Genomic DNA, 14,472 nt, shown 5'->3' with positions numbered 1-14,472 from the left:
GGCCTCGCCGGACGCCTGCTCCTGCTCCTGCTCCTGCTCCTGCTCCTGCTCCTGCTCAAAACCCTGCAGCATCTCGTAGGCGCCATCAATCACCTGGGCGGTCACGTCACCCTTGTGTGGCACGCGCACGTCCGCCACGGCGTCGCCACACACCAGGCCGTTCTGGCAGGCAAAGATCAAATCACGCGAACGAAAACGCAAGGGCGACAACGACACGGCGGCTGACGAACCGTTTTGATTGCATGGCAAGGGTGACCTGCTGCATGACGGAATGTGGCAGGTCTTCAACAACTGAACTGGGCTATCGAAGGAGTGGGTTCAAGAGCAGCTGCGCTGATAGACTTATCCACGCGTGGAAAAGCATCGAGCGCACGCTGAAATAAGTGCCGCTTCGCTAGGCAACAAAAAGTCCGCTTAGTGAAAATTTTTGCATCGGGCCTTTAGTTTGGAGGCCGCCGAAGCATCAAACCCAGCTGGCATCACAACCCTTCGCCCGGCACGCGTACCCATCCTTCCATCAGGATGCGCGCACTGCGGCTCATGCTTGCCTTCAGCACCGTCCACTCACCGTTAACCTTGCGGGCCTCGGCGCCCACCCTCAAGGTGCCGGACGGGTGCCCAAACACCAGGTCTGAGCGATCGCCGCCTCCGGCTGCCAGATTGACCAGCGTGCCTGGAATCGAGGCCGCTGTACCGATGGCGACGGCCGCGGTGCCCACCATCGCGTGGTGCAGCTTGCCCATCGATAACGCTCGCACTAGAAGGTCTATTTCAGCGGAGCTCACGGCTTTGCCACTAGATGAAACGTAGTCAGCTGGCTTGGCGACAAAAGCCACTTTTGGAGTGTGCTGACGTTTGGCGGCCTCTTCGAGCGTCGCGATAAGGCCCATGCGCAGCGCGCCATGGGCACGGATAACCTCGAACATCGCCAGCGTCTTCGGATCCCCGTTGATAGTTTCCTGCAGTTCCGTACCGGCGAAGCCGATGTCTTCAGCGTTGATAAAGACGGTCGGGATACCGACATTGATCATGGTCGTTTTCAGAACACCGATACCCGGCACGTCAAGGTCGTCAACAAGATTTCCGGTGGGAAACATCGAGCCGCCGCCCTCACCTTCGTCTGCAGGGTCGATGAACTCCAGCACGATCTCGGCGGCCGGAAAGGTCACGCCGTCCAGTTCGAAGTCACCGGTCTCCTGCACCTCCCCGTTGCTGACCGGCACATGGGCGATAATGGTCTTGCCGATGTTAGCCTGCCAGATGCGCACGCTGCAGACGCCGTCCCGGAGAATCCGCTCCGGATCGACCAGCCCCGCATGCAGGGCGAAGGCACCGGCAGCCGTGGAGAGGTTGCCGCAATTGCCGCTCCAGTCGACAAAGGCATTGTCGATCGATACTTGGCCAAATAGGTATTCGACGTCGTGTTCGGGACGATCGCTTTTGGAAAGAATCACGCATTTGCTGGTGCTGGATGTGGCGCCACCCATCCCATCGGTATGTTTGCCGTAGGGGTCGGGACTGCCGATGACGCGCATAAATAGCTTGTCACGCGCCTCGCCGGGGACCTGTGCCGCCGGCGGCAGATCCTGCAGGCGGAAGAACACGCCTTTGCTGGTGCCACCGCGCATATAGGTAGCCGGAATTTTCAGTTGCGGTGCATGAGCCATGGGAAACCTTCCTCATCAAATGCGGTGACCCCACTGGTCACAGCACAAATTCAACACTAGGGAGGCGACGCTGCCGCCTTGGGCGCAGCAGTTCCGCCTAGCGACGTCCTCAGGGTTGGTTGAGGAAATCCCTCGCGAAGCGTTGGAGCACCCCACCAGCGTCATATATCGACACTTCCTCGGCCGTATCAAGACGACAGATGACTGGCACTTCAAGCCGCTCGCCAGTCTTGCGGGTGATCACCAGCGTCAGCGTGGCACGCGGAGTGCGCTCGCCGATCACGTCAAAGGTCTCACTGCCGTCGATATCCAGGGTCTTGCGCGTGGTGCCCGGCTGGAATTCCAACGGCAGCACGCCCATGCCAACCAGGTTAGTACGGTGGATGCGCTCGAAGCCCTCGGCCACGATTGCCTCGACACCTGCCAGCCGAACACCCTTGGCGGCCCAGTCGCGGGAGGAGCCCTGCCCATAATCCGCGCCAGCAATGATGATCAGCGGTTGCTTGCGCTGCATGTAGGTTTCGATCGCCTCCCACATGCGCATGACGGTGCCTTCCGGCTCGACGCGTGTCAGCGAACCCTTCTTTACCTGGCCATCGACCACAGCCATTTCATTCACCAACTGTGGGTTGGCGAAGGTCGCGCGCTGAGCGGTCAGATGATCGCCGCGGTGGGTCGCGTAAGAATTGAAGTCCTCCTCCGGCAGGCCCATCTTTGCCAGGTATTCACCAGCGGCACTGTCCAGCAGAATCGCGTTGGACGGCGACAAATGATCGGTGGTGATGTTGTCCGGCAGCACAGCCAGCGGACGCATGCCCTTGAGCGAGCGTTCGCCCGCGAGCGCGCCCTCCCAGTAAGGTGGCCGACGGATGTAGGTCGACATCGGCCGCCAGTCGTACAGGGGGCTTTCGGCCTCGGTCACCGTCCCCAGATCGAACATTGGAATGTAGATCTGCTTGAACTGCTCGGGTTTCACCGACGCAGCGACGATGCGGTCAATCTCTTCATCGCTCGGCCACAGGACTTTGAGGGTAACCGGATTGCCCGACGGGTCATGGCCAAGCACGTCCTTTTCGATGTCGAAACGCACGGTACCGGCGATGGCGTAGGCGACTACCAGCGGTGGCGAGGCGAGAAAGGCCTGTTTAGCGTACGGATGAATACGGCCATCGAAGTTGCGATTACCCGAGAGCACCGCGGTGGCGTACAGGTCTCGATCGATGATTTCCTGCTGAATCTCTGGGTCCAGCGCTCCGGACATGCCGTTGCAGGTCGTACAGGCGTAGGCGACGATGCCAAAGCCGAGCTTTTCCAGTTCGGATAGCAGCCCGGCATCCTCCAGGTACAGCTTGGCCACCTTCGAGCCTGGCGCGAAGGAAGTCTTCACCCAGGGCTTACGCAGCAGTCCCAGTTCGTTGGCCTTCTTAGCCAGCAAACCAGCAGCCACGACATTTCGTGGATTGGAAGTATTGGTGCAGCTGGTGATAGCGGCAATGATCACCGCACCATCCGGCATCAACCCCTGTGCTTCTTCCGCCAACGCCTTGTCCAGGTCCGTGGCGATCCCGCGCTCATGCAGCGCCGAGGTCGGCAGGCGGCGATGCGGGTTCGAGGGTCCGGCCATGGTGCGTTCGACGCTGGACAGATCAAATTCCAGCACCCTCTCGTATTCGGCTTCGACCAGCGCATCGGCCCAAAGACCAGTGGTCTTTGCATAGTTCTCGACCAGCGCCACCTGTTCCGGCTCGCGGCCGGTCAGTATCAGGTAATCGATGGTCTGCTGGTCGATGTAGAACATCGCCGCCGTGGCGCCGTACTCGGGGCACATATTGGAGATCGTGGCGCGATCCCCGATGGTCAGGCTGGCGGCGCCTTCACCGAAGAACTCGACGTACGCACCGACCACGCGCTCCTTGCGAAGGAACTCAGTCAAAGCTAGGACGATGTCAGTACAGGTGATGCCGGGCTGATGTTTACCCGTCAGCTTAACGCCGACGATATCCGGCAGACGCATCATCGAAGCGCGGCCAAGCATCACGGTTTCGGCTTCCAGACCGCCGACGCCGACGGCGATCACACCCAGGGCATCGACGTGCGGGGTGTGGCTATCGGTTCCCACGCAGGTATCCGGGAAGGCTACGCCACCCCGTGCTTGAATCACCGGCGACATCTTCTCCAGGTTGATCTGGTGCATGATGCCGTTGCCGGCCGGGATCACATCGACATTTTTGAATGCGGTCTTGGTCCATTCGATGAAATGGAAGCGGTCTTCGTTGCGGCGCTCTTCGATCGCGCGGTTCTTTTCGAACGCTTCCGGATCGAAGCCGGCGAATTCCACAGCCAACGAATGATCGACGATCAACTGGGTCGGGACCACTGGATTAACTTTGGACGGATCACCGCCCTGCTCAGCAATCGCATCGCGCAGACCGGCGAGATCAACCAGAGCGGTCTGACCGAGAATGTCGTGACAGACCACGCGCGCCGGATACCAGGGGAAATCCAGATCGCGCCGGCGCTCGATGATTTGCTTGAGCGAATCAGCCAACACAGCCGGATCGCAGCGGCGCACCAGCTGTTCAGCCAGTACACGCGAGGTATAGGGCAGCTTGTCGTAGGAACCCGGCTGGATGGCTTCGACCGCGGCTCGGGTATCGAAGTAATCCAGCAGTGTGCCGGGCAACGGTTTGCGGTGTTCTGTATTCATGCCGGAAAGACTCGATCCAGTGGATATTCGAAGGCAAGGTCGGGGAAACCGCTGGTGCGGCCTCCCCCCCTTGATCAGCGTTCAGCGATCGGGACAACCTTGCGCTGTTCCGGGCCAACGTATTCGGCACTCGGCCGGATAATGCGATTGTTGGCCCGTTGTTCGATGACATGGGACGCCCAGCCGGTTACGCGCGAGCAGACGAAGATCGGCGTGAACAGCTTGGTCGGAATGCCCATGAAGTGGTAGGCGGAAGCGTGGTAGAAGTCGGCGTTCGGGAACAGCTTCTTCTGCGCCCACATGGTTTCGTCGACCGCGACCGAAACCGGGAACAGAACGGTATCACCGACTTCCTCGGCCAGTTTCTTGGCCCAGACCTTGATGACTTCGTTACGCGGATCGGATTCTTTATAGATCGCGTGGCCGAAGCCCATGATTTTGTCCTTGCGCTCGAGCATGCCGAGGATGCCCTGTACCGCATCGTCCGGCGACTTCCACTGCTCGATCATGTCCATCGCAGCTTCGTTGGCACCGCCATGAAGCGGGCCACGCAATGAGCCGATGGCACCGGTTACGCAGGAGTACATATCCGACAGGGTCGAGGCGCAGACGCGTGCAGTAAAGGTCGATGCGTTGAATTCGTGCTCGGCGTAAAGGATCAAGGAAACGTTCATCACCTTGACGTGCAGTTCGCTCGGTTTCTTGCCATGCAGCAACGCCAGGAAATGCCCGCCCAGGGTGTCTTCGTCGCTGGTGCACTCGATTTGCGTCTGCTGGTGCGTAAAGCGGTACCAGTAACACATGATTGCCGGAAACGCGGTCATCAAGCGCTCAGCCACATCGCGCTGCTGCTCGAACGAAAGCTCCGGCTCCAGCGTACCCAGCACAGACGCACCGGTACGCATCACATCCATCGGATGAGCATCAGCCGGGATCCGCTCCAGCACTTCCTTCAGTGCGGCTGGTAGGTCGCGCATGGTCTTCAGCCGTTTCTTGTAGTCGGCCAATTGCTGCTCGGTGGGCAGCTCGCCATAGAACAGCAGATAGGCGACTTCTTCGAATTCGGCATGTTCGGCCAGTTCTCGCACGTCGTAACCACGGTAGGTTAGACCCGCACCAGTCTTGCCCACGGTGCATAGCGCGGTCTGCCCGGCGACTTGCCCACGCAGGCCAGCGCCACTCAAAACTTTTGCTTCAGCCATTGCTCTCTCCTTATTGGATTTGTTCTGGATACTGCAAATTACTTTTCGGTCGGTCGGAACGTCAGGCGTCCCGCTTCGTTTCAGCTTTTCTTCTGGGCAAACAGCGCATCGAGGCTTTGCTCGAAGGCGTGGTAATTGATGCGGTCGTACAGCTCCATGCGGGTCTGCATGGTGTCGATCACGTTCTTTTGCGTTCCGTCGCGGCGGATCGCGGTGTAGACGTTCTCGGCTGCCTTGTTCATGGCGCGGAACGCCGACAGCGGATACAGCACCAGCGAAACATCGGCGCTGGCCAGTTCTTCGGTTGTATACAGGGGTGTCGAGCCGAACTCGGTGATGTTCGCGAGGATCGGCGCGCCGACCTTCTCGGCGAACAGCTTGTACATCGACAGTTCGGTGATCGCCTCCGGGAACACCATGTCTGCGCCCGCTTCGACGCAGGCCTGGGCCCGTTCCAGCGCGGAGTCCAGACCTTCTACCGCCAGCGCATCGGTGCGCGCCATGATCACGAAGCTGTCGTCAGTACGCGCATCGACGGCGGCCTTGATCCGATCGATCATCTCCTGCTGCGAGACGATTTCCTTGTTCGGTCGATGACCGCAACGCTTGGCGCCGACCTGGTCCTCGATGTGGATTGCCGCGGCGCCGAACTTGATCATCGACTTGACGGTACGTGCCACATTGAAGGCAGAGGAACCGAAGCCGGTATCGACATCCACCAATAGCGGCAGGTCGCAAACATCGGTAATGCGGCGCACGTCCGTCAGCACATCATCCAGACCGCTTATGCCAAGGTCCGGCAAGCCGAGCGAACCGGCAGCAACGCCGCCACCCGACAGATAGATCGCCTTGAAACCGGCACGCTTGGCCAGCAGCGCATGGTTGGCGTTGATCGCGCCAACCACCTGCAGGGGATGCTCGCTGGCCACCGCATCACGGAAACGCTGGCCGGGGGTAGGAAGTGTCATGCCTCACCTCTTGTTTGTGGTGTCTGTTCCTGAGCGGCCTGGTAGTGGCGCTCGATGTTGCGTTTAGATCCGCCGATATGCCGGCGCATCAACAACTCGGCCAGCTCGCCGTCACGGTCGGCAATGGCATCGAGAATCCTGTGGTGCTCGGCAAAAGCCTGCCGCGGACGGTTTGGGGTAGCGGAAAACTGTATGCGGTACATCCGCACCAACTGATACAGCTCACCACACAACATTTGGGTCAGCGTGCGGTTGCCGCTGCCCTGGATGATCCGGTAGTGAAAATCGAAGTCGCCCTCCTGCTGGTAATAGCCGACGCCGGCCCGAAACGCCTCATCCCGCTCGTGGGTATCGAGTACGCGCCTCAGCTCGTCGATCTCGGCCTCGCTCAGGCGTTCGGCGGCGAGCCGACAGGCCATGCCTTCCAGTGATTCGCGAATCTCATAGAGCTCGATCAACTCCGCATGGCTGAGCGACACCACGCGAGCACCCACATGCGGTACGCGAACCAGCAGCTTCTGCCCTTCGAGGCGGTGTATCGCCTCGCGCAACGGGCCGCGGCTTATGCCGTAGGTGCGGGCGAGCTCGGGCTCGGAGATCTTGCTGCCTGGGGCGATGTCACCTTTTACGATGGCCGCTTGGATCAGCCGAAAGACATGCTCGGAGAGGGTGCCGCTATCGACCTGCTCAGGACGGGGGATCCCCTGGGCATCGAGCATATTTGTTGACACCTTAATTTACGATGCGCACAAGTTAAGCTCCCTGATCCATCCCAGTCAATGATACGAAGGTAATTGTCGACACTTTCGATGTCCGCTGCGGTCATGCCGAGCGATTCATGCCAGCGGCGCCAGCCGTACAAGCCTAGTCGCGCGCCCAGACGGCACCAATTTCGGGCATGTTGCGGGCGATGACTTATTTCGATGACGGAGGCGGCACATGAAGCAACTCATTGATGAGGCGAGCCGGAATGAGTCGGTTTACTGCCTGGATGTTGGTTGACTTCGTTGACGAAGATGGCTACTACGAGCTGACAGAACTGGCTATCAGACCGAATCACTCAGCAGTCTTGCCGATGGCATCAGTATGCGAGGGCAGTTGAAAGCTTACGGCATGTCCGCCGCGTTTGCGCATTGAAGACATATCCCTCAGGTGCTTCTCAAATGGCGCAACTTCGCATCAGGAGTCGAAGGCCCAAACCGAGGCGGTGCCGATCAATCTCACCGACAAGCTCAAACTTATTGAGGCGGAACGAAGACCTAGAAAAGGAAGTAGACATCCGGATAGATACCACAACCCAGGGCGCAAACCAGGCCACGATCAGGATCTAAGCAAATGAATGACACAATCCAGAACCCGCAGATGATCTCTGCCTTGCATGCGGCGTTCGGCGCCGACCAGGTTCTCTTGGGCGAAGCGACAGAGCGATACCTGCACGATTGGAGCGGAATCGGTGCGAAGTCGGCGCTGGCGGTGCTACGGCCGCGCTCGACTGAGGAGCTGTGTGCCCTTATGGAGCTGTGTCACGCGCATGATCAGCCAGTGATTCCCCAGGGAGGTTTAAGCGGGCTGGTTGGTGGCGCGGTACCGCGCGGCGGCGAAGTACTGGTCTCGCTGGAGCGCATGAACCGGATCGAGAAGATCGATACGGAGTCCGGGACTGTAACAGTCGAGGCCGGCGCCGTACTACAAAACGTACAAGAGGCGTGCCGTGAGGCCGGCGCCTTGCTCGCAATCGACCTAGGCGCCCGGGGCTCCTGCCAGATCGGGGGCAACGTAGCGACCAATGCCGGAGGCAACCGGGTCATTCGTTACGGCACCACACGCGACCTGATCCTCGGGCTTGAAGTAGTATTGGCCGACGGCACCGTGCTGGACATGATGAACCAGATGGCGAAGAACAATGCCGGCATGGATCTCAAACACCTATTCATCGGCAGCGAGGGCACTTTAGGAATCGTCAGCAAGGTTGTGGTCAAACTCCACCCCCTGCCCCTGCGGACCTGCACCGCGCTAGTGGGTACCGAGAGCTATGCGTCGGCCCTCACTTTCCTGCGCCAGGCCCAGGCAAGCCTCTCGGGTCAGGTGAGCGCCTTCGAGATCATGTGGAGCGACTATCTGGAAATTGTCAGCGAGACCTGTGCGCTGCGCTCACCGCTTGATGGCGACTACCCGGTCTATGTTCTTATCGACATGCATTGCGGCCAACCAGAAACCGACGCCGCACGCTTCCAGGCGATGCTTGAGCAAGCCTTCCAACAAGGCTCGATCCTCGACGGCGCGGTGGCGCAGTCCGTGGCCGAGGCAGCATCCTTCTGGTCGCTGCGCGACGGCATATCCGAGATCCTGCGCGACTTCGCCCCGACCCTGAATTTCGACGTATCGGTACCAGTGGCCCGGATCGGTGAGTGTGCCGAGCATATCCGGGCGAACCTGAAACGCGACTGGCCTGTTTTGAACGCGCTTTTCTTCGGCCATGTCGGCGATGGCAATCTGCATGTGGTGGTTTGCCGGGTGCCGAATTCCCCCGAGGAGTTGGAGCGAGTTGAGAAGGCCGTATATTCGGTAGTTGGGCGCTACCGCGGCTCGATATCTGCGGAGCATGGCGTGGGCACGCTGAAAAAGCACTGGCTCGCCTATTCCAGAACGCCTGCCGAATTGGCGCTGATGCGGGGTCTCAAGAAGGTGCTTGATCCGAAGGGGCTGCTCAACCCTGGCAAACTAATTTAAGGTGCTTCGCGATTTAGCCTGGAAGCGGAGGAAGAAGGCGGTAAGAAAGGCTAAAGTTGCGTTCGCTGAACAAGCCCCATGAAAGACAGGACACCGTTTCCCCCTTACGATTAGGGATAAGCAACGGTTATTTAGGACTAGCAGCAACGACAAGTATATTGGCAAAGCATTTAGTCGTCAGGGCGGCGGCTCCGCTGGAGCCCAGAGCAAAGCTGCGGGGCGCAACGGCATGAATGCCAACCCACTGTCTCTGTGGCGCAAGCTTACCAAGACGGCAGTTTGTCGGCGATCAGCGCTGGTGAAGCTGTAGTGCCTGCGTCCGAGTGAAGCGATGCGCTCAAGCAGATCCGTGAGCTACAGCGGATGTTGGGCAAGCAAACCATGGAAGGGGAAATCCACAAAGAGGCCGTGGAAATCGCCCGCTGTCGAAAGAAAATGGATTGCGCACTCGCCCTTGTTGCCCCGGGGGCGGTCAGTGAAGCTGGTCAGCGAATGTCTCGGTGTGGCGCGCTCGCAATTAAGGAAACTCTGAAAAACACTTCCCGATTTGGCAAAATACCTACACTCCACTCGCTGAGCTTTTCTGATGAAGCAGATGACCTTCGCCGACGCCGAATACGCCAGCAAGCGCAAGCAGACCCGCAAGGAGCTGTTCCTGATCGAAATGGATCGGGGTGGTGCCGTGGAAGGGTTTGATTGCGTTGATTGAGCCCCATTACGCCACGGGTGAAGGCGGAAGACCAGCCTATCCGCTGATGGCGATGCTACGGGTTCATCTGTTGCAGAACTGGTTTGGCTACAGCGACCCGGCAATGGAAGAGGCGCTGTACGAGACCACCATCCTCAACTTCCATCGCCTGCTGGAGTAACACGAATTGGCTGCTGGCATCCTGGCCGTGATCAATGGCTACCTAGGCGACCGAGGTCTGTCGTTACGCCAAGGCACGATCGTCGACGCCACGCTGATTCATGCGCCGAGTTCGACCAAGAACAAGGACGGTAAGCGCGACCCAGAAATGCTTCAAACCAAGAAGGGCAACCAGTACTGTGTGTCACGAACACAGGTCAAATGACCTGTGATGCTGTACCGAAGATGGAAGTAGGCCTTCCGCAGTCAGCTTGCAGGAGCAGGCTTCAAACCACCCGGTGCTGCTGCATCCAAAAGTGTGGTGGTGAGCGACCGAGGAAAAGTCATCCCCCGAGGATGGCCCCCGGTGTCAGGATAGTTGTCGCCTGATCTGATTCATCAAAACGAAAGACCGGGGGCGGAAAGAGCGATGCAATGCCGCGTTATTCACCCGAACGTAAAGCAGCCCTGCTGAAGAAGCTGCTGCCGCCGTTGAACCTGTCCGTGGCCGAGGTAGCCCCCCAGGAAGGCATCAGCGAAGTGCCCCTGTATGCTTGGCGCAAACAGGCCAAGGCAGAAGGAGCCGTTGTGCCAGGAGATAAGAAATTGCCCGATGACTGGCCTGCCGAAGCCAAGTTCGCCGTGGTGTTGGAGGCCGCGACCCTGTCGGAGATCGAGCTGAGCGAGTACTGCCGCCGGGCAGATCAATGCCTGGCGCCAAGCCTGCATCACGGGTCAGCTGTCCGCTCAGACGCAGCGCCAGGCCGAGCGCGCGCAGGCGCGTGGCGACAAGAAGCGCATTACCGAACTGGAGCGCGAGCTGCGGCGCAAGGACAAGGCACTGGCAGAAACGGCGGCCATCCTGGTGCTGCGAAAAAAGCTTACTGCCTACTGGGGGGACGACAACGAGGACAATTGACCTCGTTGCCAGAACGGCAGCAATTCGTTGATTGGTTGACCGACGCGGTGACGAGCGGCGCCCGCAAGGCCGTGGCCTGCGAGGAACTGGGGTGTCCCTGCGCACCCTGCAACGCTGGACAGAAGAGGGTGACATGCAAGCCGATGCGCGAACCACCACGGTACGCCCCACGCCGGCCAATGCGCTGAGTCAGGACGAGCGTGAAGCCATCCTGGCCGTGTGCAACAGCCAGGAGCACGCCCACCTGCCGCCGAGTCAGATCGTGCCGCGGTTGGCGGATTAGGGCCAGTATCTGGCCTCGGAAGCGACCTTCTATCGCGTGCTGCATGCCGCCGACCAGCAGAATCGTCGGGGTAGCAGCCTGCCGCCGCACAAGCCTGCCGCGCCGACCAGCCATGTGGCGACAGGTCCCAATCAGCTGTGGTCATGGGACATCACTTACCTGCCCTCGCCGGTGCGTGGACAGTATTACTACCTGTACCTGATCGAGGACATCTACAGCCGCAAGGGCGTGGGCTGGGAGGTCTACGAGCAAGAGAGCGGTGAGCTGGCCGCCAAGCTGTTGCAGCGTAGCGTCATCGCCGAACAGTGCCTGGGCGCGCCACTGGTGTTGCACTCAGACAATGGTGCGCCGATGAAGTCGTTAACGCTGCTGAGCAAAATGCACGACCTGGGCATCAGCCCGTCACGTGGCCGCCCACGGGTGAGCAATGACAATCCGTACTCGGAGTCGCTGTTCAGAACCCTGAAATACTGCCCGCAGTGGCCGAAGGACGGCTTTGCCAATCTGGACGCAGCCAGGGCCTGGGTCAGGGGCTTCATGCGCTGGTACAACCATGAGCACCGCCACAGCCGCATCCGCTTCGTGACCCCGGCGGAGCGCCATCGCGGCGTGGATCAGCAGGTGCTGGCTCGCCGGCATGCGCTGTATCAGCAGGCCCGTGCCCTCCATCCGGGACGCTGGTCAGGCAAGACACGAAATTGAGAGCCGATCGGAGCGGTCATGCTCAATCCGGATCGGGAACAATCGCAGCAGAAAGAAGCGGCATAAAAAACACGGTGGACGCGACAACTACCTTGAAAAACGCTGACAAGACCAGCTCTTCACGAGCTTCCTTCCGGGAGCGAGTGCGGATGCCTTGAAGCGGATGCGGCAAGCGGTACGCAGGTGGCGACTCAATCGCCAAACCCACGTGACGCTGGCCGACGTGGCTCGGCTCTACAATCCAGTGATACAGGGGTGGTGGCAATACTATGGCTCGTTCTATCGGACAGCCATGCTTGGCATCTTCCAGCACATTGACCGCGCACTTGAACGCTGGGCCCGACGAAAGTATAAGGCCATTCACAGGCGCAAGCGGCGCATTAGCCAATGGCTGGAAAAGATGCGGACGGTGGCACCCCGACTGTTCCATCACTGGCGAGTGGCCGGCCAGCAAGGTTGGATAACGGGAGCCGTATGACGCGAGAGTGTCACGTACGGTTCTGCGAGCGGCTGTGGGGGCAGTTCCTGCGGTCGACTCACTACTTCGGCAGTGCGACCTGAAAGTCGCATGGGTTTCTGTTCCGCGGGGTAATGCCTGACGGTACCGATTGTTCCACCACTCGTTCCCTACCCAGACAGGCGTGGCCGGTAACAACCGGGTCTGAAGCTCTGGGGACAATGTAACCGCCGGTATTTCGGTAGGTCGAACCGCGAGGTCAGACTGAGTCTGCCAGCATCAAGGCGGAGAGGGGCTAGGGATGAACGGGTACGGCTAACACACGTGAACCTCATATAAACGTCGTCATAATAGCCAAGCCAAAGATGCTGACAGGCTTGTACCAAAAGGTGTGCGGCCAGGCAGGGGCTCTTACCGATAGCCCCTCGTGGATGTGGTGCCGCCGGCGAAGTCGAGGAGCCCGACCCGTTCGGAAATCCATGCGGAACAGGGTAAGCCCGTAGCGTTGCCGATTTCGGCAGGTGAGCTGTAAAGCAAGCTGTTGATGCTGCGGGTAAAGGAATGTGGAAAAAGCGAAGGTCACCCTGTAATAGGGTTTATGGAGCGCTTACGGTTATGCCAGGATGGAGAAACGCCCAGAACATGGAGGTGATCTGGCAGATCGCTGCCCGCCGCAGTACGTACAAAAAGCTGAGTACGTGCAGCGCACTGTACAAAGCCAAGCGCAAAATCGAGAAGGCCAAGGCGCAGGTGCATGCCAAGGTTGAACATCCGTTCCGGGTGGTCAAGTGCCAGTTCGGTTATGTAAAGACGCGCTTCCATGGCCTGGCTAAGAACACGGCACAACTGGTGACGCTGTTTGCGCTGTCGAATCTATGGATGGCGCGCCGACATTTGCTGACGAATGCAGGAGAGGTGCTTCTGTAATATGGGAAATGACCGCTGCGCGGTACTGGCAGCGACCAAATAGCTGAGAAATGGGCGGATGACCGATCGTTTTTGGTCGAATCTCCGTTTTAAAATCAGCATGTAGTGGTCTACTAATCCTGGACACCGATTTAGGCGAAAATCCTCGCCAACAGAGAGGTGTCTGATGAGCAAGCAACGACGTACCTTTTCCGCCGAGTTCAAGCGAGAGGCAGCAGCCCTGGTGTTGGATCAAGGCTACAGCCCTATCGAAGCCTGTCGCTCGTTGGGTGTCGTCGATTCGGCGTTGCGCCGGTGGGTGAAACAACTCCAAGACGAGCGCCAAGGCGTGACCCCAAAGAGCAAAGCGCTGACGCCAGAGCAGCAGAAGATTCAGGAGCTGGAGGCCCGGATCAATCGCCTGGAAAGAGAAAAAGCGATCCTAAAAAAGGCTACCGCTCTCTTGATGTCGGACGAACTCGATCGTACGCGCTGATAGACCAGTTAAGTGAGCGGGAGCCGGTGGAAGTGGTCTGTTCAGCCTTTGATGTGGCGCGGTCTTGCTACTACGCCCATCGTCTTCGACGCCGCCGTGTCGATGCTCGCCGCGTTGCGCTACGTAGCCGCGTCAGCCAATTGTTCAGCCAGAGCCGGAGCTCGGCCGGCAGCCGCAGCATTCTTGGCATGCTGCGCGAAGACGGCGTTGAGATTGGTCGCTTTAAGGTGCGAGGTCTGATGCGAGAGTTGGGCCTGATCAGCAAGCAACCCGGCTCGCACGCATACAAACAGGCCACGGTTGAACGCCCCGATATCCCGAATCGGCTAAACCGAGCGTTCGCTACCGAGCGCTCCAATCAGGTCTGGTGTGGCGATATCACCTATATCTGGGCGCAAGGCCGTTGGCATTACCTGGCTGCGGTGCTGGATCTGCATACACGGCGGATGGTCGGCTGGGCATTTTCTGCCAAGCCGGATGCCGACCTGGTGATCAAAGCGCTGGACATGGCGTATGAGCAACGCGGCAAGCCGCAACAGGTGTTGTTTCATTCCGATCAGGGCAGCCAGTACGCCAGCCGCTTGTTCC

6 protein-coding genes and 7 pseudogenes are annotated in these 14,472 nt (G+C 59.4%); 7 read left to right on the top strand and 6 right to left on the bottom strand.

The annotated features are described in order from the left end of the window. The 6 genes and pseudogenes from DQ405_RS22365 to DQ405_RS22340 all read right to left on the bottom strand — a co-directional run. Positions 1–174, bottom strand: a pseudogene (locus tag DQ405_RS22365) (DUF932 domain-containing protein); the annotation flags it as partial. 305 nt (positions 175–479) lie between these two features. Then, complete coding sequence (prpF, locus tag DQ405_RS22360) at positions 480–1,667, bottom strand: 2-methylaconitate cis-trans isomerase PrpF (RefSeq protein WP_168426189.1); 1,188 nt, start codon at positions 1,665–1,667, stop codon at positions 480–482. Positions 1,668–1,776: 109 nt separating this feature from the next. Next, positions 1,777–4,374: a Fe/S-dependent 2-methylisocitrate dehydratase AcnD gene (acnD, locus tag DQ405_RS22355; RefSeq protein WP_168426188.1), complete on the bottom strand. Its 2,598-nt coding sequence runs from the start codon at positions 4,372–4,374 to the stop codon at positions 1,777–1,779. A 74-nt stretch (positions 4,375–4,448) separates the two neighbouring features. Further along, positions 4,449–5,576: a bifunctional 2-methylcitrate synthase/citrate synthase gene (prpC, locus tag DQ405_RS22350; RefSeq protein ID WP_168426187.1), complete on the bottom strand. Its 1,128-nt coding sequence runs from the start codon at positions 5,574–5,576 to the stop codon at positions 4,449–4,451. A gap of 80 nt (positions 5,577–5,656) precedes the next feature. Next, positions 5,657–6,544: a methylisocitrate lyase gene (prpB, locus tag DQ405_RS22345; RefSeq protein ID WP_168426186.1), complete on the bottom strand. Its 888-nt coding sequence runs from the start codon at positions 6,542–6,544 to the stop codon at positions 5,657–5,659. After that, entirely contained in the window at positions 6,541–7,263 is a 723-nt protein-coding gene (locus DQ405_RS22340; protein ID WP_168426185.1) for a GntR family transcriptional regulator, read from the bottom strand. The genes prpB and DQ405_RS22340 overlap by 4 nt, the downstream gene beginning before the upstream one ends. 655 nt (positions 7,264–7,918) lie before the next feature. Here DQ405_RS22340 and DQ405_RS22335 point away from each other — a divergent pair. From DQ405_RS22335 to DQ405_RS22305, 7 genes and pseudogenes are all read left to right on the top strand, one after another. Further along, positions 7,919–9,274: an FAD-binding oxidoreductase gene (locus DQ405_RS22335; RefSeq protein WP_241730114.1), complete on the top strand. Its 1,356-nt coding sequence runs from the start codon at positions 7,919–7,921 to the stop codon at positions 9,272–9,274. Between the two features lie 229 nt (positions 9,275–9,503). Continuing rightward, positions 9,504–9,794: pseudogene (locus tag DQ405_RS22330) on the top strand (IS3 family transposase); the annotation flags it as partial. Between the two features lie 66 nt (positions 9,795–9,860). Next, a pseudogene (locus DQ405_RS22325) lies at positions 9,861–10,320 on the top strand (transposase); the annotation flags it as partial. Positions 10,321–10,556: 236 nt separating this feature from the next. Continuing rightward, a pseudogene (locus DQ405_RS22320) lies at positions 10,557–12,091 on the top strand (IS3 family transposase). 40 nt (positions 12,092–12,131) lie between these two features. Further along, positions 12,132–12,503: pseudogene (locus tag DQ405_RS22315) on the top strand (group II intron maturase-specific domain-containing protein); the annotation flags it as partial. 590 nt (positions 12,504–13,093) lie between these two features. Continuing rightward, positions 13,094–13,409: pseudogene (locus DQ405_RS22310) on the top strand (transposase); the annotation flags it as partial. Positions 13,410–13,575: 166 nt separating this feature from the next. Next, positions 13,576–14,472 (top strand): annotated as a pseudogene (locus DQ405_RS22305) (IS3 family transposase); the annotation flags it as partial.

Source organism: Pseudomonas sp. SST3, assembly GCF_003325755.1.
The sequence above is the reverse complement of the archived record's forward strand: the minus strand, read 5'-3'. Positions and strand labels throughout refer to the sequence as shown.